This window comes from Arthrobacter sp. D3-18 (assembly GCF_054408525.1).
Genome location: NZ_CP096440.1, coordinates 4,247,410 through 4,268,033, shown reverse-complemented (window position 1 = coordinate 4,268,033; position 20,624 = coordinate 4,247,410). Strand labels below are relative to the sequence as shown.

23 protein-coding genes are annotated in these 20,624 nt (G+C 59.3%); 17 read left to right on the top strand and 6 right to left on the bottom strand.

The window, feature by feature from the left end:
- Positions 1 to 150: 150 nt before the first annotated feature.
- The 7 genes from M1D89_RS21950 (at position 151) to M1D89_RS21920 (ending at position 7,480) form a co-directional block, all read left to right on the top strand.
- On the top strand, positions 151 to 1,152 hold the full coding sequence (locus M1D89_RS21950) for an SIS domain-containing protein (protein WP_498646961.1): 1,002 nt from the start codon (positions 151 to 153) through the stop codon (positions 1,150 to 1,152).
- A gap of 81 nt (positions 1,153 to 1,233) precedes the next feature.
- On the top strand, positions 1,234 to 2,112 hold the full coding sequence (locus tag M1D89_RS21945) for a PfkB family carbohydrate kinase (protein WP_498646959.1): 879 nt from the start codon (positions 1,234 to 1,236) through the stop codon (positions 2,110 to 2,112).
- Positions 2,113 to 2,172: 60 nt separating this feature from the next.
- Complete coding sequence (locus M1D89_RS21940) at positions 2,173 to 3,279, top strand: LacI family DNA-binding transcriptional regulator (protein ID WP_498646956.1); 1,107 nt, start codon at positions 2,173 to 2,175, stop codon at positions 3,277 to 3,279.
- Positions 3,280 to 3,490: 211 nt separating this feature from the next.
- The gene (locus tag M1D89_RS21935; protein WP_498646954.1) at positions 3,491 to 4,816 is read left to right on the top strand and encodes an ABC transporter substrate-binding protein; all 1,326 of its coding nucleotides are present in this window, start codon (positions 3,491 to 3,493) and stop codon (positions 4,814 to 4,816) included.
- Between the two features lie 11 nt (positions 4,817 to 4,827).
- Complete coding sequence (locus tag M1D89_RS21930) at positions 4,828 to 5,799, top strand: carbohydrate ABC transporter permease (RefSeq protein WP_498646952.1); 972 nt, start codon at positions 4,828 to 4,830, stop codon at positions 5,797 to 5,799.
- Positions 5,793 to 6,629 (top strand): carbohydrate ABC transporter permease, encoded by an 837-nt coding sequence (locus tag M1D89_RS21925; protein WP_498646950.1) that lies wholly within the window; start codon positions 5,793 to 5,795, stop codon positions 6,627 to 6,629. The genes M1D89_RS21930 and M1D89_RS21925 overlap by 7 nt, the downstream gene beginning before the upstream one ends.
- A 2-nt stretch (positions 6,630 to 6,631) precedes the next feature.
- On the top strand, positions 6,632 to 7,480 hold the full coding sequence (locus M1D89_RS21920; protein WP_498646948.1) for a sugar phosphate isomerase/epimerase family protein: 849 nt from the start codon (positions 6,632 to 6,634) through the stop codon (positions 7,478 to 7,480).
- Between the two features lie 105 nt (positions 7,481 to 7,585).
- On the opposite strand, the gene M1D89_RS21915 is transcribed toward M1D89_RS21920, so the two are convergent.
- From M1D89_RS21915 to M1D89_RS21905, 3 genes are read right to left on the bottom strand one after another with little or no spacing between them, the layout of a single operon-like run.
- Entirely contained in the window at positions 7,586 to 8,953 is a 1,368-nt protein-coding gene (locus M1D89_RS21915) for an ABC transporter substrate-binding protein (RefSeq protein WP_498646946.1), read from the bottom strand.
- 59 nt (positions 8,954 to 9,012) lie between these two features.
- Positions 9,013 to 9,894 (bottom strand): carbohydrate ABC transporter permease, encoded by an 882-nt coding sequence (locus tag M1D89_RS21910; protein ID WP_498646945.1) that lies wholly within the window; start codon positions 9,892 to 9,894, stop codon positions 9,013 to 9,015.
- The gene (locus tag M1D89_RS21905) at positions 9,891 to 10,784 is read right to left on the bottom strand and encodes a carbohydrate ABC transporter permease (protein ID WP_498646943.1); all 894 of its coding nucleotides are present in this window, start codon (positions 10,782 to 10,784) and stop codon (positions 9,891 to 9,893) included. Before M1D89_RS21905 ends, M1D89_RS21910 begins: the two co-directional genes overlap by 4 nt.
- A gap of 573 nt (positions 10,785 to 11,357) precedes the next feature.
- Here M1D89_RS21905 and M1D89_RS21900 point away from each other — a divergent pair.
- A complete protein-coding gene (locus M1D89_RS21900; protein ID WP_498646941.1) occupies positions 11,358 to 12,104 on the top strand; it encodes an MgtC/SapB family protein in 747 nt (248 codons plus the stop codon).
- Positions 12,105 to 12,113: 9 nt separating this feature from the next.
- A complete protein-coding gene (locus tag M1D89_RS21895) occupies positions 12,114 to 12,941 on the top strand; it encodes a glycerophosphodiester phosphodiesterase (RefSeq protein WP_498646939.1) in 828 nt (275 codons plus the stop codon).
- Positions 12,942 to 12,967: 26 nt separating this feature from the next.
- On the opposite strand, the gene M1D89_RS21890 is transcribed toward M1D89_RS21895, so the two are convergent.
- Together M1D89_RS21890 and M1D89_RS21885 are read right to left on the bottom strand one after the other, a co-directional pair.
- Positions 12,968 to 13,735, bottom strand: coding sequence for a PKD domain-containing protein (locus tag M1D89_RS21890; protein ID WP_498646938.1), 768 nt, complete (start codon positions 13,733 to 13,735; stop codon positions 12,968 to 12,970).
- Positions 13,736 to 13,925: 190 nt separating this feature from the next.
- Positions 13,926 to 14,519, bottom strand: coding sequence for a DUF6318 family protein (locus M1D89_RS21885; protein ID WP_498651013.1), 594 nt, complete (start codon positions 14,517 to 14,519; stop codon positions 13,926 to 13,928).
- A 246-nt stretch (positions 14,520 to 14,765) separates the two neighbouring features.
- On the opposite strand from M1D89_RS21885, the gene M1D89_RS21880 reads away from it, so the two are divergent.
- From M1D89_RS21880 to M1D89_RS21850, 7 genes are all read left to right on the top strand, one after another.
- A complete protein-coding gene (locus M1D89_RS21880; protein WP_498646937.1) occupies positions 14,766 to 15,284 on the top strand; it encodes a hypothetical protein in 519 nt (172 codons plus the stop codon).
- Positions 15,285 to 15,376: 92 nt separating this feature from the next.
- The gene (locus M1D89_RS21875; RefSeq protein WP_498646936.1) at positions 15,377 to 15,823 is read left to right on the top strand and encodes an Asp23/Gls24 family envelope stress response protein; all 447 of its coding nucleotides are present in this window, start codon (positions 15,377 to 15,379) and stop codon (positions 15,821 to 15,823) included.
- Positions 15,820 to 16,011 carry a DUF2273 domain-containing protein gene (locus M1D89_RS21870; RefSeq protein ID WP_018779541.1) on the top strand — a complete coding sequence of 64 codons (192 nt, stop codon included), beginning with the start codon at positions 15,820 to 15,822 and terminating at the stop codon, positions 16,009 to 16,011. The genes M1D89_RS21875 and M1D89_RS21870 overlap by 4 nt, the downstream gene beginning before the upstream one ends.
- Positions 16,008 to 16,388: a hypothetical protein gene (locus M1D89_RS21865; RefSeq protein WP_017199215.1), complete on the top strand. Its 381-nt coding sequence runs from the start codon at positions 16,008 to 16,010 to the stop codon at positions 16,386 to 16,388. The genes M1D89_RS21870 and M1D89_RS21865 overlap by 4 nt, the downstream gene beginning before the upstream one ends.
- Positions 16,385 to 17,032 (top strand): DUF6286 domain-containing protein, encoded by a 648-nt coding sequence (locus M1D89_RS21860; RefSeq protein ID WP_498646935.1) that lies wholly within the window; start codon positions 16,385 to 16,387, stop codon positions 17,030 to 17,032. The genes M1D89_RS21865 and M1D89_RS21860 overlap by 4 nt, the downstream gene beginning before the upstream one ends.
- Positions 17,029 to 17,640, top strand: coding sequence for a hypothetical protein (locus M1D89_RS21855; RefSeq protein ID WP_498646933.1), 612 nt, complete (start codon positions 17,029 to 17,031; stop codon positions 17,638 to 17,640). The genes M1D89_RS21860 and M1D89_RS21855 overlap by 4 nt, the downstream gene beginning before the upstream one ends.
- Positions 17,641 to 17,851: 211 nt before the next feature.
- Positions 17,852 to 18,568 carry a DNA alkylation repair protein gene (locus M1D89_RS21850; RefSeq protein ID WP_498651012.1) on the top strand — a complete coding sequence of 239 codons (717 nt, stop codon included), beginning with the start codon at positions 17,852 to 17,854 and terminating at the stop codon, positions 18,566 to 18,568.
- Between the two features lie 6 nt (positions 18,569 to 18,574).
- Here M1D89_RS21850 and M1D89_RS21845 read toward each other — a convergent pair whose 3' ends face one another.
- Positions 18,575 to 19,009 carry a helix-turn-helix domain-containing protein gene (locus M1D89_RS21845; protein WP_498646930.1) on the bottom strand — a complete coding sequence of 145 codons (435 nt, stop codon included), beginning with the start codon at positions 19,007 to 19,009 and terminating at the stop codon, positions 18,575 to 18,577.
- Between the two features lie 216 nt (positions 19,010 to 19,225).
- Between M1D89_RS21845 and M1D89_RS21840 the strand changes: the two genes are divergently transcribed.
- On the top strand, positions 19,226 to 20,572 hold the full coding sequence (locus M1D89_RS21840) for an ABC transporter substrate-binding protein (RefSeq protein WP_402936861.1): 1,347 nt from the start codon (positions 19,226 to 19,228) through the stop codon (positions 20,570 to 20,572).
- Positions 20,573 to 20,624 lie beyond the last annotated feature (52 nt).

The following is a 20,624-nucleotide window of genomic DNA, read 5'->3' as shown; positions in this document are numbered from 1 at the left end:
AGCACGCCGCGGCAATTTTCCTACTCCCAAAAACCACCCCCGCCCCACCTATTGACGCCCCCGATTCCCCATGACACCATGATGACCACATGTTGATACCGGTATCAACATGTTTCAACAGTCTCAGGCGTCATATCGAAAGGACCATCCGTGCTTGGCTTCAAAGAAGAGGAATTCCTCACGCAGACCCGCAGCGCACTGGCGTTGCAGGGGCAGATCGAATCGGTTGTTGACTCCATCCAGGAGCGGCAGCTGACCAACCTGTTCCTTATCGGCGCCGGCGGAACCTACGCCGCGATGCTGCCGTACGAGCACTTCATCCGGTCCCGCTCCACCTTGCCTGTCCGTGCGTCTATCGGGAAAGAGCTCATGCTCACGGATGACCCCACGTTCGGCCCCGGCTCCGTGGCTGTCTTTGCCTCCGTTTCGGGCACCACGGAAGACGTTATCGAGGCCATCGAGTTTGCCAAGGCCAAGGGTGCCTACACCGTTGGATTCACAGGATTCGGAGATAGCCCGTTCGCCAAAGCCCTCGATGTCGCACTGGTGACCGAACCCAAAACCTGGCCGTTCGATATCCCGATGATTCTCTTGAGCACCCGTCTCCTTGCCGCGAGGGGCGAATTTGAAGGGTACGAAGAACTGGCGGCGGAACTAAAGACCGTTCCCGAGAGCTTGGTCGGCGTCGCCCGTCAAGCAGAATCCGGAGCGGAAGCCTTTGCCGAGAAGAACAAGGACGCTGACTACCATTTCCTTGTCGGCACCGGAAACCTCTGGGGCCTCACCTACCTCTATTCCATGTGCATCCTCGAAGAGATGCAGTGGCTCCGGACTACTCGCGTCCACGGTGCTGAGTTCTTCCACGGGTCCTTGGAGCTCATCGAAGAAGACACCAGCCTCATGCTGCTCCTGGGCGAGGATGAGACCCGCCCGCTGATGGACCGTGTGGCCAAGTTCGCCGAAAACTACAACAAGAACACCACTTTGCTGGACAGCAAGGACTACGAACTCCCTGGGGTTAGCCCACGATTCCGTGCACTTCTTGCGCCGCTGATTCTGGACACGGTTCTTGACCGTTTCAGCAAGCACCTGGAACGCGTCCGCAACCACTCCCTGGACCTGCGCCGTTACTACCGGGTGGTCGAATACTGACCAGCACAACGCCCGCAAAGGCATAAGGCCGCGCTGCGGGCCCGGCTCTGCCCGGGCCCGCAGGTTCGAGACAGGAAGAGCATGAAAGTAATCGGGTTCGGGGACAACATCGTGGACCGTTTTCTCGACCGCAAAGTGATGTACCCAGGGGGAAACTGCGTCAACGTCGCGGTCTTTGCCCGCCGGCTGGGCGTTGAGTCTGCCTACCTCGGCGTCTTTGGCTCGGATCCGCTGGGCGCTTTTGTCCGCGATGCCATTGATGCGGAGGGTGTTGATACCAGTCAGTGCATCATCCGCGATGGCCTCAACGGGGTCACTGAAATCAAGGTGGTGGACGGCGACCGGATCTTCCTGGGCTGGAACGAAGGAGGCGTCACCACGAGCGATCCCTTCGTGCTGCAGGATGAACACCTGAAGTACCTGGCCTCAGCCAATCTGGTGCATTCCAGTGTCTATTCTGCGTCCGAGCCCCAGTTGCCTGCCGTTCGAAGCACAGGGACGCTGGTCAGTTTCGACTACTCGTCGGAGCCGGAGCGTCGAACTGACTCCTATCTGACGCAGACGGCGCCCTACGTGGACCTGGCGCTTTTGTCGTGTGGAAACATGACCGTCGCCGCCGTCGAAAATGACCTCAGGCGAGTACATGCGGCGGGCGTTTCGCTTGTGGTGGGGACGCGCGGTCAGTCAGGCGCAATGATGTACGACGGCGAACGCTTCCTGGCGCAGGCAGCGGCACCTACCGATCCACTGCGGTTCGCGGACACGATGGGTTGCGGTGATGCGTTCCTGGCGGGACTCGTGGTCAGCCTGCTTGGCTCCGGCTGGAACCGAACCTGTCGGCCGCCGGCCGACGCCTTGCAGAAAGCCATGGTCCGAGGGGCGGGCTCGGCCGCGGCTCAGTGTTATGTGGAGGGCGCCTTTGGTTACGGCAGGGCCGTCGAGGTAGCTACTAGGATCTGATGCAGAGACAAATCAACGGACGGAACCGCAAACGCGGATTCCACAACTGAAGGGGGCCGGATGGCGACGGATCATCAGAACCACCCGGCTGCCCCCACAATTACCGAAGTCGCAGCAGCTGCGGGAGTGGGGAGGGCCACGGTTGCCCGAACCCTGGGGAACTATGGTTCGGTCAGTGAAGCCACGCGTGCCAAGGTGATGCGGGCCGCCGAGAAATTGGGCTACCAACCGAACACCTTGGCACGAAGCATGACCACAGGGGTCACCAAAACCCTTGGAATTGTGCTGGCGGACGTGGCCAACCCGTTCTTCTCTGGCGTGCTCAAAGGCATCTCGGAAACGGCGAAAACTGCCGGCTACGACGCCATCATTCTGAGTACTGACGAGAAGCTTGAGTTGGAGCGCGATGCCATCGCCGTCTTGCTGGCAAAGCAAGTGGATGGCCTCGTTGTGGCCTCAGCTGCGGGACGAAGTGACGACGTCTCCCATCTGTCCAATGCCATTGATCGAGGGACTCCTGTGGTCCTTATTGACCGTTTGGTGGACAAGCTGGAGACAGATTCGGTGGTGATCGACAACAGGGAAGCTGCACGATCAGCGGTCGCCTCGCTCATTCACAACGGTCACCGGCGCATAGCATTCGCGTGGGGGCCGGTGACCCTGAGTCCGGCGACGGACTTGAAACAGATGCACAGCATCCTTGATGAAGCGCTCTGGAGTGATGGTGAACGGTTGAGGGGTTACCTCGACGCGCTCGAAGAGGCCGGGATTCCTTTTGACACTGCCCTCATCACCCACGTTCTCAAGAACGAGGGCCAGGCGACGCGGGCTGTCAGTGGAATGCTGGCTCTTGCCGACCCCCCAACTGCCATCTTCACTACCGAGACTGAGGCGACGGTTGGGGCGCTGCATTCGCTCCGTGCCAAAAACCTGCGCCTGCCAAAGGACGTCTCCCTGATCGGGTTCGACGACAGCCCTTGGGCTGCCGTCATGGATCCGCCGCTGACCATGATCCAGCAGCCCATGCGTCAGATGGGGGCCGTCGCTTCCCAGCAGCTCATTGCGAGGATCGATGGCGATACGTCTGCCCCGAAGAAACACGTCCTGCCCTCGCTGCTGGTAGCCCGCTCCTCGGACGGCCCTGTGCGGGCTGCCCGCAGCGACTAGAAATTCCTCCCTGTAAATTTCTCTAGCTCTCTTCCCCGCTGCCGCAAATCATGATTCACTGTGGTACCGGTATCACAAATTCCATCCCCAAGTCCCATCCCAGGAGTTACCCCTTCAGTCCGTCTCCGTGAAGCACATCCCAACGGCGGGCATGACTTCCCACTCCCATAGGGTGGCCCCCGGCTGATCGGCCCTTCGACCGAAAGAAGACATGATGCGTAAAAGCACCCAATCACTGATGGCATTGATGGCCGGCGCGGCTTTGGCGCTTACCGGCTGTTCCGACGGCGGTAGCCAACCGGCTGCTGTCCTGGATCCCAACGCTGAGCCACAGTACACAGGAACCCTCAGCATCCTCACGAAGTTTGGCGGAGACCCGCTGGAACCCTACTTTGAGGACTTGGCTGCGGAGTACAAGAAGCAGCACCCGGAAGTGTCCTTCGATCTCATCCAGGAAACGGACCAGAGCATCAAGGACAAGACCAAGACGCTGACTGCGTCCCAGGCAATGCCTGACATCTACTTCACCTGGGCTGGCAGCTGGGCCAACAACTTCATTGATGGAGGACTCGCGGCAGATCTGACCCCGGTCATTGCCCCCGGCACGGAATGGGGGAACAACTTCGGCGAATCCGCACTGAAGGCATTTGCCAAGGACGGGAAGTACTTTGCGGTGCCGCTCTACAACAACGGCAAGTTCATGGGTTACAACCAGCGGATCTTCAAAGAACTGGGCCTCACGCCGCCGTCCACCTTCGATGAACTCATCTCATCGTGCTCCGTACTCAAGGGAGCCGGCTACGAGCCGATCTCGTTCGGAAACAAGGACGGCTGGCCGGGGCTGCACTATCTGCAGCAACTCTTCGCCTATGAGGTGCCGGCCGAGACGCTGCAAGCCGATTTCAGCCCGGAAACCGCCAAGCTTGAGGACAAGGGTTATCTCAAGGCCATGGACCAATTCACCACCCTGGTCAATGAGTGCACCGGCAGTGGCAAAGACTCCAACGGCGTTCTGTACACCACGGCGCAGCAGGCCTTGGCCGAGGGGAAGTCGGGTATGTACTACCAGGAAATCCTTGAGTTTGACTCCACGGCATCTGCCGATTCGAAGCTCAAACAGGATGGATTGGGTATCTTCAAGCTTCCGGCGGCAACAGACGCCAAGGGCGATCCGAAAGCCATTGAAGGTTCCCCCGAGGGCTACATCATCAATGCGCGTTCCAAGAACGCCGCACTGGCAGCGGATTTCATGAAGTTCGCCACCAACAGCCAGAATGCTGCGAAACTCTCCGCTCCGCCGTATGGACAGCCCAGCGCCGTCAAGGGGGCAGTTTCCACTGAGAATTCTTCTGGACCTGTCATCGAGGGCATCAAGCAAGTCAATGAAGCATCCGCGGCGATTACCTGGCTGGACTCCGTAACTGTTCCCGCTGTGGCGGATGCCTGGCTCGCCGGCGGGGAAGCCCTGGTGGCCGGAACGCAGACCCCGGATCAGGTTCTTGCCTCCGTCCGAGCAGCTTCCAGTGCAGCAAAGTAGCAGGCGAAGCCATGACCGTTTCCGATACTGCCTGGAAGCCCGCGGTTCCACCCCCGGCACCCGTCTCCACTAAGTCCCCGAAAGACCGGGCCGCCAAGTCCGCCCGAACACGTCGTTGGCGCAACGTTGTGTGGGTCCTGCCGGCGGTCCTGCTGTTAGGCGTCTTCGCCTACCTGCCCTTGGTGCAGAACCTTGGATTCAGTTTCCTCAAGTGGGATATCTACAGTGGCCGACAGACCTTTGTAGGCGCGGATAACTACGTCCGCATGTTCAATGACCCCATCTTCTGGAAGTCACTCCTTAACAACACGCTCTACGCGATCATCTCCATTGCATTCCAGGTATTCGGGGCGATGATCCTGGCTGCGATGATCGAGGGACTACGAAGCCAACGTTGGAGGGGAATCCTTCGAGCCGTCTACTTCGTACCCTCCGCGATCTCGCTGACAGTCGCTGGTCTCTTGTTCTACTTCATCTACGAACCCGAGATGGGCATCCTGAACGCGTCCCTGGACTTCCTGGGCCTCGGAAACTTCACGCAAGCATGGCTGGGCCAGGAAAACACGGCGATTTTTGCCATCATCGCCATGAGTCAGTGGCAAGGCTTCGGGTATTGCACGCTTCTCTTCTCGGTGGCACTCCAGCGGATCCCCTCCGAACTGTATGAAGCCGCATCCATCGACGGCGTTGGTCCCTTCCAGCGGTTCTTTTCGATTTCCTTGCCGCTCGTCAGGGAAATGACCGGCCTCATGATGATTGTCACGGTGTCCGGAGCCTTCCAAGTGTTCAACGAGGTCATGGTGATGACCAGCGGAGGACCGAACAACTCCAGCCAGGTCCTCGGCACCTGGCTCTACAGAAGCGGGTTCGTCCGCAACGACTTTGGCTACGCGGCCGCCGTCGCCACTGCTGTCTTCATCATCACGCTGGTCCTTGCCGTCATTCAGCTACGTATCTCCAAGAAAAGGAGGGTCCAATGGTGACGCGCTCAGCTGTACTGCTGGTACTCGGACGGGTCCTGATCAAAGCGTTCCTGGTTGCCCTCGCCGTCGTCGTTATTTATCCGTTGGTCTGGATGATGCTGAACGGAGTGAAGTCCAACTCCGAGCTATTTTCCAATCCCTTCGCCCTGCCCGTTGCCTGGAAATGGGATAACTACGTCACCGCATGGAATCGGGGAGTGGGTGACTACCTGACTACCAGTGTTTTGGTCACGGTTGCTTCCACCCTTGCGACTGTATTCATCAGTGCATGGGCAGCCTATGGACTGACCCGGGTGAACATCCCCTTTAACAGGGTGGTGCTCGTTCTCATCCTTGGCGGCCTCATGCTTGCTCCCACGGTTGCCCTGATCCCGCTGGTCAAGATGTTTCAGAGCTTGGGTCTTTACAACAATCTCTGGGCATTGCTGATTCTGTACACGGCGTTCCGTGTTCCGTTCACGACGTTCCTTATCCGGGCTTACATGATGGATCTGCCTGCAGAGGTGGATGAGGCAGCATCAGTGGACGGCGCTTCGAAAGCCCGGGCCTTCTGGCAGGTCATTCTGCCCATGTGCAAGCCGATCCTGGTTTCGACTGTGCTCCTGAACATCCTGTTTACGTGGAACGAGTACCTGTTTGCCATGGTCTTCACCAGCGGGGGAGCGTTGCAAACCCTGCCCGTTGGGCTGACGAATCTTATGTCCAAGCACGGCACGGATTACCCCGTAGTGTTCGCGGGCATGGCCATCGCGGCAATCCCAGTGATTGTGCTCTTCTTCGCCGGGCAGCGGTATTTTATTCGTGGACTTGCCGATGGAGTTGGTAAGTAGCCATGAGCAAACTGGGCTTGGATCAGGTCAGCGGCTCAAACTTTGCCTACCAGCACCACACGCTTGAGCGCTGTTTCGATGACATGGCAGAACTGGGAAGGACCAACGTGGAGCTATGGGGTATCGCCCCGCACCTTCACGTTCCCCAAGCTGACTCAGCACATCTGCGCAAGGTGAAAGGGCAGTTGCAGGAGCGGGAGCTCGCCGTCGCCTGCCTAACCCCTGAACAGGTTGCCTATCCCGTCAACATAGCCTCGGGGGAAGAGTGGCTCAGAAATCAAAGCCTGCAATTATTCTTACGTGCGGCGGAGGTGTGCAGTGAGCTGGAGTCTTCGCTTTTGTTCCTGACGGCGGGACGAGGCTACGAGGACGAACCAGCTGAGGGTGCTTGGGCGCGGTCCGTTGGGGCCCTCCAAACCATCACTCAGCGGGCTGCCGAACTGGGTGTCGCGTGCGTCCTTGAGCCCCTTCAACGTGTCGAGTCGAACCTCGTCACTGACGTCGCCTCACTCCGTTCAATGCTCGACGACGTCGGTTCCTCAACTTTGGGGGTGGTGATTGACACTGTTGCCATGGCAGCAGCGGGAGAAAGCATCAGCGACTATGCCAAGGCTTTCGGCGAGGGCATCCGACACGTTCACCTGGTTGACGGTGCTCCCACCGGGCACCTCGCTTGGGGCGACGGTTTCCTGAATCTGGATGAGATTCTGCGCGAACTGAGTCAGTTGGACTACAGCGGAGCCTTGACCTTTGAACTCTTTGGCGACGGCTCCTACGCCTTGAATCCCCGCGCTGCTGTAACGCAATGCCTCGACGCTGTTGAGGTTAGCTTGGCGCAGATGGTGGCTTAGCCGGTTCCCGTGCCGGGGCAGCCCAGGGGTTGGGGGTCTCCTTCCGCCAAGCGAGCGTCGCACACCCTGAGGGGCGGCGACGCTCGCGCGGTACATCACGCGATGCTAAGCCTTTAGTTTGGGCTTCACATCCTTGTTGTAGATACCTTCCAACGTTCCTTTGAGCTGGGTCAGCGTCGACTTCACATCCGCTTTTTCGTTCATGATTTTGGTAGCAGCCTTGGCCAACTCCTGGTCTCCGCCGGGGAGGAACGTTCGCGCGAAGTCTTGGGTCCTGGTTACCTTGAGCTGGTCCACCACCGTTTGGAACTCCGGTGTCTGAGCAACAATCGCCGAAATATCTGCTGCTGCAGCCACCGGAAGGTACCCGGTAGCTGCAGACAAAGCCGTTGTGCTTTGCGCGTTGGTCACAAAGGTCACAAATTTGGCGGCTGCCAGCTGACGTTCCGGTGAAGTCTTGCTGGCCACCACCAAGCCTGAGCCACCGGTCGGGCAAACTTGCGTACTCGCGGCGGAGCCGCCCGGCAAGAATCCGACGCCGATCCTCATGTTTGCTTCCTTCGCCGCCTTTAAGGTGGCAGCCAGGTCCGCGGACGAGCTGATGGTGGCACTTACCGCCCCTGCCTGCAGATCAGTGATGGCGTTCTTGGACGAGACTCCCGCCCAGCCGTGTTTCACAATGGAATCCTGCACCCACTGCATTGCAGCTGTGGACGCCTCGGAATCAGCCGTAATGTCCCATTCCTTTGACCAGCTGCCGCCTTGACCCCAGAGAACGTTCTGCAGGGTCCACCCGGCATAACCCGCGATCGCCGGGTATTGATAGGCATTCTGGTAGCCGGAGCCCGCCGAATTCGCCGCCTTGATTCCAGGCGCCCACTCCGCGAACTCCTCCCAGGTTGCAGGAGCGCGTTCAGGCACCCCGGCGGCCTTGAAATGGTCTTTGTTGAAGTAGAACAACGGCGTGGAGCGGGCGTACGGGACAGCCCATTGCTGGTTAGCGTGTTTGTAATCGCCGATCAGGCCGGGGTTGTAGTCGGAAGTGCTCACGCCGACGGCTTTCAGGAGATCGTCAATTGGCAGGATGGCGCCCGAGACCGCGTACCGGAACCACCACACGTCAGAAGCGACAACGACGTCCGGTACTTCACTGCCGGCCTGGGCCGTCTGGAACTTTTGCGCCACCTCCTCGTAGTTTGAGCCGCCCGTGATGAGGTTGACAGTGATACCCGGGTTTGCTGACTGGAAGGCTTCAATCAGCTTCATTTCCGTGTCCCGGGATTTCCCGGGGTGGCTGGACATAAAGCTGATACTTGAGGCCGGCTTGATCTTGGACCATTCGTCCGGGGAGAGAGTCTTGAGCGCCGTGCCGGCACCGTCCGTGGAGGGGCCGGCGCACGCTGCCATAGCGGCGGCGCCGATAGTGGCTCCGGCCAAACCGAGGAAGTGCTTTCGGGTAAGGGAAATCGACATGGAAAAGCTGCCTTTCTAGTGGTCGAAGTGCATTGAGCAGAACTTCGATGTGGAGGCCTTCAGCCTGTGACTGAGCCTTGAGTGAGGCCGGAGACGATGTAACGCTGCAATGCAGCAAAGATGACCAGAATCGGCAGGAGGACGATCACGGCGCCGGCCATGAGCATGCCCCAGTTCTGCGTGCTGCCATCACTATTGACCAGCTGCGTCAGCCCGACGGGAAGGGTCATCATGTCCGGATGGTCCGTGACGATGAGCGGCCAGATGTACTCGTTCCATTCGGAAACGATGGTTACCAAAGCAACGGTCGCGATGCTTGGCACCGACACGGGAACAACAATCTTCCAGAGCTTTCGCCAGTGTCCCGCGCCGTCGATTTCCGCCGACTCCATGATTGCCTGAGGCAGGGTAAGGAAGTGCTGGCGCAGGAGGAAGGTGCCGAACGCGGTTCCCAGGCCGGGAAGGATGATTCCCCAGTAGGTGTTCAGGCCTCCCATTCCAGCTATCAACACATAGTTGGGAAGGACCGAAACCTGCGGTGGGACCATCAGCGCCACCAGGATCAGCAGGAAGATGACCCTCTTGAACGGAAACCGGACAAAGACCAATGCATAAGCCGTAAAGACGGCCAGGATGCATTTGATCGTGGACCCAACAACGGTAACGATGACGCTGTTGAGGAAGAACCGGGCGAACGGCACTGTGGACGCTGCGTCCGCATAGTTCTGCAGGTTCGGGTCTGTCGGAAGCAACGTCAGATTTGTTGTGACTATTTCCCCCGGTGCCTTCAATGACGACAACATCATCCACAGGAGGGGGAGGAAAACAACGAGCGTTGCCAGAAGGAGTGGAACGTAGCCTCCCGCAATGGTCCTGCCCAAGTTGTGCCAGGAGAATGGACGGTCGCGGGTGGGAGGAGCTTCAGTGGTATCGGTGCTCATGAGTAGTGAACCTTTCGCTCCACAAACCGCAACTGCACGGCTGTCATGATGAGCAGGCCCACGAACAACACAACGGAGATAGCTGCCGAGTATCCCGCCCGGTTGTAGGAACCAAACGCTTGAAGGTAGGAATCAAAGATCAAAGTGCTGGTTCCGTTGCCTGACGGAGTCATGATCCGAATGATGTCGAACGCCTGCAGGGAGCTTAGTAATGAGGTGATCAGGAGGAAGAACGTGGTGGGGGACAGCAGGGGAACCACAATCGACAAGAAGCGCCGGACATTGCTGGCACCGTCAAGGGCCGCGGCTTCCATGAGCTGTGTGGGAATGGACTGCAGGCCTGCCAGATACACCACAGCGCAGTAGCCGAGGTTTTTCCAGACATAGACGATGGTGACCATGACCAGCGCAAGCTTAGGATCATTTACCCACTGCGGACTTGCCTGCCCCACACCGCGAAGGATCCAGGAAAGGACGCCGTACGTCGGATCGAAGATGAACAGCCATACCAAGCCGACGCCCACGCCTGAAAGTACGTAAGGCGCGAAGACCACAGCCCTTGCAAAGGTCCTGCCCTTGAGTCTCTGATTCAGCGCAAGCGCCACCAGAAGACCCAGAATCATGGCGCCACCGACAGTTGTGATGGTAAATACGGCGGTTACGCCCAAGACGCTTGAAGCATCCGGGGAGCTGAAGAACTCCACGTAGTTGCCTACACCCACGGCGGTGGCACTGGCGGACCCGAGGGTCCAGTCCAGAGTGGAGTAGTAGATGTTCGTGATGAGCGGACGGTAAGTGAAGAGAAGGATGAGCAGGACATTGGGTGCCGCAAATGCGGCAAATACCCAGGCATCCCTTTGCGTTCTTCGATTCCAGCGGCGCCTCTTCATGCCGGCTATTGGCGGTCTGTTGACGGACACCCGGTTTGATTGCGCTCCGCGGCTTTCCGTGTGAACCCGTTCATGCATTCCACCCGGCGCCGTAGAGGCGGCGACCGGTGCGCCATTTGTGTTTGATCTGCCCATAGAGAACCCTCACGTTGACCCCCTCGTCATCGCTGTCCGGGCGATTTAGCACTTGCTGAAAAGCATCTGTTTCATATTTGACCTGACAACTTAACCTCAGGTCATTTCTCAACCTACACACATACGAGTGTCACCACAAGGCTCTTTTTCGGAATTGTGGATATCGCCGTTTTCGTTGCCAGCGCGGCGTTTCTGCCCTCGTGCCAGCGCTGAAAATAGCATGTATTTACATTCTGACAAAGCCGCAGTGAAGATCTGCACAAACGTGCAGACCCATTGACTGGAACGTCCACATGTTGGAAGCATTGCAGCCAGACCGGCTCACGCCGCGTTTACTTTCGAACAGCTTCTGCCTGGAACATCCGCTATCGGACTGGGTCTTCCACCTGGACTACAGAAGAAGGGGGTCCAACCGAATAAGAGGAACAGGAGCATGAAGTGATCTTCAGTGCTGGTACGCAGTGGTGGCATATGTGCTTGGCCTTGGCCGTGGCACTCGTATTGTCCACTGCCATTGGATTTGAACGTCAAAGCAAAAACAAATCGGCTGGTATGCGAACACACGCCATGGTGGGTTTGGGTGCTGCGCTCTTCATGGTGGTCAGCAAATACGGGTTTAGCGACGTGCTGACGGTGGATTTGGTGAGGTTGGATCCCTCCCGCCTGGCGGCACAGGTAGTGTCCGGCATCGGGTTCATCGGCGCTGGGCTTGTATTTGTGAGGCGGAATCAGGTGCGGGGCCTCACCACAGCCGCCTCCGTTTGGGTGACCGCGGCTGTCGGCACTGCCGCGGGAGCTGGTTTGGTGTTGCCCGCGGTGTTCGTTACTGCAGCCCATTTCGTCATCGTCTACGTCTACCCTGTGGTGACCGGGAAACTTCGCTTCGGCTTTCCGAGCCAGTGGCTGCTCAGAGTCAGCTACGTTGACGGGGTAGGCGCCCTGAGGGATGTTCTCCATACATGTACCGAGCAAGGATTCCGCGTTCAGGGCTTTGCCACAATGCGGGGTTCGGGAGAATCCAAGGGCGTGATGGACCGATTGATGCAAGGCTCGGAAACCGCTGTGGCTGATCTCGTTGAAATAGAACTGGAAATTGAAGGAACCATGGCTGCATCGGACATCGTGGCCAGGCTCTCCCAACTCTCCACTGTCACTGAAGTTTCCGTCGTTGACGAAGCCGAGTAGGGAGCACAAGTGATTGAGATTCAAGGACATCGGGGCGTATTGGCCGATCGTCATGGCAACACCCTGGCGAGCTTCGTGGAGGCGCTCCGTCTCGGCGTCGACGCCATTGAAGTAGATGTGTGGCTCACTTCTGATGGCCAGCTTGCGCTGCGCCACGATGCGGTCATCGATGATAGGGACATCAGGCTTGAGACGCTTCGTGAAGCCAAGGTAGAGAAGCACCCTGCAACAACAACCGACGTCGACATCGAAAGCCGTGTGCCATCACTTTCTGAAACCTTGGCCCTTCTGCGCTTTGCCAATGCTAGTGGCGTCATTTTGGATATTGAGGTCAAAACCGAGGGGGCAGCCTGGGACGAGTACGGTTATGGGATTGTGACGGCGCTGTCCAAGGTCTTGGCGGCTCATCAAGATGAACAAGCTTTGCGGGTCCGCAGCTTTGATCCCCAAATCATCAAGGCAATCTCTGGCATCTTGCCGGGAGTCCCTTTGGTGGCACTCAGCAGGGCAACCCCGTCCCGGTCTCCCGGACTCTACCCGTCGACTGCTCAAGATCTTGTGAACGCGGCTTTGGCCACCGGAGCGTCCACCGTTGCGCCGGCCGTTGGAATTCTCGACGTCGGTTTGGTCGCCATAGCCCACGCCGCTGGACTGAAAGTGTTTCCGTGGACGTTGGAAACACGCGAAGAGATCAGCGCCGCAGTCGGTCTTGGCGTGGATGGTATATGCGTGAACGACGTCGCCATGGCCCGGCGAGCCTTTACTGAGCTCGGCGAACCTCTTCCAGCGGCTCGCCCGATATCGCTGCCTCTTCTGCACCCCGCTACCTCCGCCTGATCGGGAAGGAACCGCTGGACTGAGGTTCACTGGATTGCTGTGCCGGGGCAGCCCCAGGAGTTGGGGTTTTCCTGGCAGGTGTCGGCGACGAGTGCTTTTTCTGTTTTCCAGACCTGGATGGTTTTGGCGGGTGTGGTGATGTCGAGGGTTCCGTTGATGGGTAGTGGTGGTCCGTTATTGACGGAGTAGGTGCCGGTGAAGCTGGTGGTGAGGGTGGCTTGGTAGTTGCCGGTGTCTGTGTAGGTGTGGCTGGTGCGGGTCTCGTTGTTGAGCCATTCGGCTTCGGGGATGGAGTAGCCGGCGGCCGGGGTGGGTCCGAGGGCGGTTCCGTCGCCGAAGGTGTAGGTGTAGTTGGCGGGTGTGGCGCTCAGGTGGACGGCTTGGCCGAGGATGGTGACGTCGAAGCCTTGTTCTCCGACGGTGGCGTAGAAGTTGGTGGGTCCGCCTTTCAGGGTGTGGGGGAACGGCTGGGCTTCGAGGCTTCCAGGGTTCACGGGTAGCTGTCGGAAGTCGTTCAGGATCCTGGCAGCGATGTCGGCCAGCACGTTCTCGGGCTCGGCCGCGTAGAGGCAGGTGGGTCCGCTGACCGGGATCCAGTCCGTCCAGCCGGGATTGGTGATGGCTTTGGGTGCTTCCTTCCAGATGACCGGTGTGCCTGTTTCGCCGTTGGTCGCGGTGGCCGGGCATTCTAGGGTGTCGCATCCGGGGTCCTTAGTGTCGGGTCCATCGGCACGACAGTGGGTATCGGCCAAGTACTGATTCGGATCCTCCGAACCTGCAGGGGAGCTTGACATTCCACCGAGATTGGGAGTCAGCTGTCCGGTTGTTGGGTCGATTTTGAACCGGGCACCAATATCAATTCCACCATCGCCTGCATTGTGTGCAGCCCATGTGTCATCAGCATTCGCGGACGGTAATGCAAGAGTGCAACACGCTAATAACCAAAATGCGATCCCGATGGCTGCGCGGATGACCACGGAAGTCCTAGTCGATGACGCCAAGGTCTACCACCGTCCAAGCGCCGTCAGCAAAGCTAGCGAAAAAGGCGAATGCATCATTTGATGCTTCTGATCTCGGCCGCCCGACACTTCCGTCCGCGTTGTAATAGTCGATTTGCTCTTGAATGACCTGCACCTTGGCCGTCTTCAGCCTGTCGGCAGTCCACTGCATCTCTATGACCGGCACGGAAATTTTGCCACCTGCTAGCCATCGCCCATCCACAAATCCGTCCTCGCCGGACTCTTTGAGACGAAGACAAAGCCGGCAATCTTGGGAAATCAGGGGTAGCCAGGCCGACATGTCACCTGTCTCTCCTACGTAGGACAGCTGCGCATACCAGTACCCGATAAACGCCTCCAGTCCCGCCTTTGAGTTCTCCTTCGCCAGCTCGGGCATGACAGGCACGGGCACGTTCTGTGCCTTCCCTTGTGCATCAGCTGGTTTGTAAACGGCAGGCGCTGACGGAGTAGCCGAAGCCTCGGGAACTGAAACGCTCGAGGCGGGAGGCGCCGTCGTCGTGCTTGTTTCCGACGGTGGGCTGCTGGGTGTGGCGGCGCCCTGGCAGCCGCTCAAGAGCATCGCAAGAGTGAGAGCCAAAACCACTGGCCGGACGCGAACAAAAGACGAAGACGTGAACGAGTGGCGTGGCATGACAGGCTCCCCAGCAGCTGTTTTGGTGGTGTGTCGGCCAGTCTAGGTGGGTCGAACAACCGCGTCCCAGTCAGGAATTCGAGGTTGTGGATAACCCGCCTATGGTCTCCGAATGTTGCCGGGCGTATTCTTGCCTCGCCGGCTTGTCATCGCATGCATCTTATTGGGGGAACCATGGCCACGATCAAACGCCCACACCTGTCCACGTCCGGGCGCCTGCTATCGGCTGCCCTATTGATTGTCATGCTGGCGCTCAGCGCCTGCTCGTTTCCAACGCCTGTTGCGCAGTCCACGCCCAGTGCGGCGGCGTCGTCGGAGGCGCCAGCCGCCGATGTGGGCGCAAGCGCGAATCCCGACGCAAGCGCGAGCCCCGATGCAAACACGGGAACCGGTGGTGTCTATGGCGAGTTCGGATCCATGTCGGAGGCTTGTCTTTCGGTGAGCGCCACGATGCTGAGCGTCACCATCCTGCCGTTGGCGGCAATGGCTGGAGGCAAGCCCGAGGACATCGAGAAGGCCAAGCAGGAATTGTCCCAAATGGAGGGCAAAGTACCGGAAGAACTGAAGCCGGCCTTCGAGAAACTTCGGGCCTTCACGGAGGCTGCAGGCTCGGACTTCAGCAAATACGGCGACGGGCAGTTTGAAGAACTGATGAAACCCATCCAGGACTGGACCGAGAAGAACTGTAAGTAGCCGCCATCAGGCGCGTTCCCTTCTCTCCGACGCTTCTCCCAAAGCGTCGGAGCTAGACGCTAGGGTGGTACTCAAGAGAAGGGGAGTGCTCCGTGGAAGACCAGAACGTGCAGCTTGATCCCGTGCCCGGGGGCAAAATCCCTGGTACCGGACGCACCATCATTTCCGAGGCGGCCGTCGCCAAAGTAGCGGGTATCGCTGCCCGCACGGTGCCCGGCGTCTACTCCTTGGGCTCGGCTCCGTCCCGTGCGCTGGGTGCCATTCGCGACGCCGTCGGCAGCTCGGATCATGCCGCAGGTGTCCGCGCCGAGGTGGGGGAGACCCAAGTGGCGGTGGACATTACGTTGGTAGCTCTTTACGGTCATCCACTGCACGGCGTCGCCAACCAGGTCCGGGCTGCGGTCTACCGGGCTGTGGAGGAACTGGTTGGCCTGCAGGTGATTGAGGTCAACATCGAGATCACCGATGTCTTCATTGCACCGCCGGCCAAACCCGCCGGAAGCAAGACAGTGGTAGTGGAAAGGGAGGCTCTCCAATGAGCATGACCGTGGTGGGAATCGCTATCGGCGCTTTCGTGGCTTTCATGTCCTTCTCGTTCGGGCTATGGGGCTTCCTGATCTCCCTGCTGTTCATGGGCATCGGCGCGCTGCTTGGCCGCGCGGCTGAGGGCAAGCTGGATCTCCGCAGTGTGCTGGACGCCATTACGGGCCGGCGCTCTTCGTCATGAGCGTGGCTGAGGCTGTGGAGTACACCACCAGCCTGGCCGGCCATAACCGGATCAGTACCCAGGCATTGACATCGTTGGCTCGGGCCGCTGCTGCGGAGGCGCTCGGCGTTGAGGCCCACGACATCCGAGCTGATTGGGCGGACGACGACGGCCTGCTGGCTTTGTCTATCGTGGCACCTATCAGCGTCCCGGCTTTGACCGAGGTGTTGCGTGATCCGCAGCGTGTCCAAGGATTCGGAGGGTCCATCTGGGACCGTGCCGTGGCGGCCAAGGCTTTCGTTCTTGAAACAGTGACGCGGCTAAGCGGATCCCAACTCAGCAGGGTGGATATCAGGATCAGTGGAGCGCACGTCACTGAGGGAGGCCGCGTCCAGTGACACAGGATCAGGAAACACAACAATTGAAGTCAGCGGAGCCGAACGCGGGAGCCAGCCCGATGGCCGGGGAAGACCCCGAGATGAGCCGTATCCTGCGCCGTGAGACGCATTCGTCCCGGGCTGGAGCATCCGTTATTGCGGCCGTCCTGGTCATCGTTCTGTGTGTCTACGCACTCCTCGAAGCAGGTGTCCGCGCCATCGGGCAGCCACCATGGCTCATCGATCCCACCACCGCAGCGGAGCGCATCATTGCGCTCCCGGAAGGCATCTCACCCCTGCTGCTCGGAGCGAGTGGTGCCGTCATCGCCATGGTCGGGCTTTTCTTCCTCCTCCACGCTGTTCTCCCCGGCCGGCGCGCCCGCCACTTGCTCCGGGACCCGCGGACCGCCGTCGTGGTTGATGACGAAGTCCTGGCCTCAGCGTTGGCACGTCGTGCACGAACTGCCGCGAACGTCACCCAGGAACAAGTCATGGTGGTTGTCTCGCGACAGTTGGTTGTGGTGAACGTGCGGCCAACCTCGGGCAGCCGGGTCAGCGAAGAAGCAGTGCTGACTGCCGTGCAGGCTGAACTTGAAGAAATGTCGCCCGTGCCGATGCCCGCTGTCAGAGTGAACCTGGCGTCGTCGGGGGTGATCGGAGCGTGAACGGAACACCCCGGGCCCTCAACCGCGTACTGCTCTTCATCATCGGCGTGAAACTGCTGGCTGTCGGGCTGCTTCTCTTGTTGTTGGCCACCGTCCCGGCAGTGGCCACGTGGTGGCATGGTTGGTCGGCTTCTGTTTGGGCGGGCGCTGAAAATGCCTTCAAGCAAACGCATCTCCCGGGCCGTGAAGAAAGCTGGCTGTGGATTGTGGCAGGCCTGATCCTGGTGGCCATCATCATTGCGATGATCGCTTGGTTGTCACAGCAAGGCAAGGGCCGGGCCAATCTTCTGGTGGCCAGCGACGACGACAGCGACGTGGACGGTGAAGTCCGGATCGGTGGTGGTGTGGCTGAACAGGCACTCCGGGCAGCCTTGTCTGAACGGACGGACCTCGCAGGTGCGTCCGTGGCAACGCTTGAGGTAAAGGGCAAACCGGGCCTCCGTATTCGCATCCAACCCAGGCAAGGAGTGGCGCCTCATATCCTCGCGGCGGAAGTATCGCGGCTTGTTGAAGCGTTGGACCTCGTGATCGGACAGAAGACCCCTGTGCTGGTGCACATGGTTTCCGGTGCCCGGTCCAGGTTCACCAAGGCCGAGAGGGTGCGTTGAGATAGGGGATCCCGTAGATCCATTGTCTGACTGCAAAGAGGAAACCTTCCCCTGCAGGCAATTTTCCAGATCCAACCGTCACAGAGGAGAACACCATGAGTGAAGAGACCACGGGAGATGTGGCCGAAAACGTCAAGGGCCTGGGCTCGAAGCTCGCAGGCTTGTTCAAGGGCGAGAAGTAGCACAGGAGGGCCCGGTGGCTGGAACAACAGTGGCGTCAACAACAGCGGCGTCAACAACTGTGCCTGACAAAACGCTGCTTGAGTCGACAGTGGCCCAGCTTATGGCGGAACTGGCGGCACTGGAAGAACCCCGCGCGCGCGAGGTGAATGAGAAGCACGGCGATGACCATGGGGTAAACCTCAGCAAACTGCGTGCCGTCGCGAAGCGGCTGAAGACACAACAGGATCTCTCGCGGGAGCTCTGGGATACAGGTGACACCGCCGCCAGGTTGCTGGCACTCCTGATCTGCCGTCCCAAGGCCTTTGAGCGGCAGGAATTGGACAACATGCTGCGCGAAGCACGGACTCCCAAAGTGCAGGACTGGCTGGTGAACTACGTCGTCAAGAAAAGCCCGCACTCCGAAGATCTGCGGCTGGTATGGTTCTCCGATCCCGATCCCGTGGTGGCAAGTGCCGGATGGGCGCTGACCTCCGAACGAGTGGTCAAGAAGCCCGAAGGCTTGAACCTCGTGCAACTGCTCGATGTCATCGAGGCCGACATGAAGGCAGCTCCGGACCGCCTCCAATGGGCCATGAATCACTGCCTTGCGCAGATAGGAATTGAATTCCCAGAGCACAGGGCCAGGGCCTTGGAGATCGGTGAGCGCTTGGAAGTGCTGAAGGACTACCCGACGCCGCCTAACTGCACGTCGCCTTTCGCGCCGGACTGGATCAATGAGATGGTGCGGCGAAAGGGAGTCAACTAGGGCTGGTCAGCCCCTGTTCCGGTGCATCATCCGGTAGGTGAGCTCGGCAAGGAGCTCTTCGTCGGATAGGTGCGAGGCCCGGGCAACGGGAGCACTGGGAACTATGACGCGGGGAGGTCCTGGGCGTGATTCGTCACCTGAGCGCATGTCGTCAGGGGTGATCATGTCCGGAGCGAAGTTCGACTTACCTTTCAGGACCTCGGATACGGATCCTGCCCTCCAGCCCAAGGCGTGCTCAAGCTTGCGCTGGTTGATCTCCTGCGTCCGGCGGGTCCCGGATTCCAGTGTTCGGACTGTCTTGATGGCAGTACCAGCCTGCTTGGCCAACTGAACCTGGCTCAGGCCTTGGGCCAAGCGTTCTTCTTTGATCAGGCGGCCGATAGTCTGCAGTGCTTCAAGTTCATCCACGATTCCCAGTTTTCCATAGGCAATAGTAGGCAATCAAATCAGGGTGCGGAAGAGCGCGGCGCCGAGTCCGCCCACAACCTCCGATTCGGCCGCGAAAAGGGCCCCTGAGCAGAAAAGCGAAGGCTGCTTGGTATCAATGCGGTTACTTTATGTGTAAGCGCTTGCATTAGGCGAAGGATCATGGCTAGTGTGAGCGTCACCACATCAATTGCGCCGCCGAATCTTTGTACTCAGCGAGGAGTCTTTAGCATGAAGAAAACCAAGTACCTGCTACCGGTCGCAGCCGCCGGTGTTCTGGCACTTACCCTTTCCGCCTGTAGCGGAGATGGTGGCGGTGGAGGATCCACCGCCGGCTCGGATGATTGCTCCGCCTACGAAAGCTATGGCAAGCATGACGGCAAGACCGTCTCCGTCTACTCGACCATCGTCGATATCGAAGCCACAAATCTCGAAGAATCCTGGAAGCAGTTCGAAGACTGCACAGGTATCACGGTCAAGTACGAGGGCAGCAAGGAGTTCGAAACTCAGATTGGCGTGCGTGCCCAGTCCGGCACCGCCCCTGATGTGGCGATCTTCCCGCAGCCCGGCCTTCTTGCCACCCAGGCACGGGCAGGCTATTTGAAGCCCGCTCCGAAGACCGTCTCCGATCTCGTGGACAAGAACTGGTCCCCTGACTGGAAGAAGTACGGCACCGTGGACGGCACTTACTACGCCGCTCCGATGCTCGCGAACGTCAAGGGCTTTGTTTGGTACGCGCCCAAGACCTTCAAGGACAAGGGCTGGGAAGTTCCCAAGACGTGGGACGAAATGATCGAACTGTCCAAGAAGATCGCTGCGGATGACCCGAACGTGAAGCCTTGGTGCGCCGGTTTCGAATCCGGTGAGGCAACTGGCTGGCCCGGCACTGACTGGATCGAGGACGTGGTCCTGCGCGCCCACGGACCCGAGGTCTATGACCAGTGGGTGGCTCACCAGATCCCCTTCAACGATCCCAAGATCGTTGACTCCTTCAACAAGGCCGGCGACATCCTGCTCAACCCGGACATGGTGAACGGTGGCTTCGGTGACGTTCGCACTATCCTGAGCACCGGTTTCGCCCAGGCTGGCCAGCCTGTTCTGGATGGCACCTGCGCCATGCACCACCAAGCCAACTTCCAGGCAGCCAACTGGCCTGCAGGAACCAACGTTGCTGAGGATGGCGACGTATGGGCATTCATCACCCCGCCGATTGACGAAAGCAAGGGCAAGGCAGTCACCGGTGGCGGCGAGATGGTTGGCGCATACAAGGACACCGCTGAAGTTCAGTCGTTCCTGGCTTACCTGGCCAGTGCCGACTTCGCCAATAACCGCGTGAAGCTTGGCGGCGTAGTCAGTGCCAACAAGGGTCTTGATCCCAACAACGCACAGTCGAACCTCGACAAGCTGACCGTCCAGATCCTTCAGGACCCTGAGACTGTCTTCCGTTTCGACGGCTCTGACCTGATGCCGAGTGCAGTTGGTTCCAACTCCTTCTGGAAGGGCATCGTGCAGTGGATCAACGGCACGTCCTCACAGGATGTTGCCAACAGCATCGAATCCAGCTGGCCTAAGAGCTAACTCCCAAAGTGCTGCCTCCCCTGACTGGAACTGCCAGCCGGGGAGGCAGTGC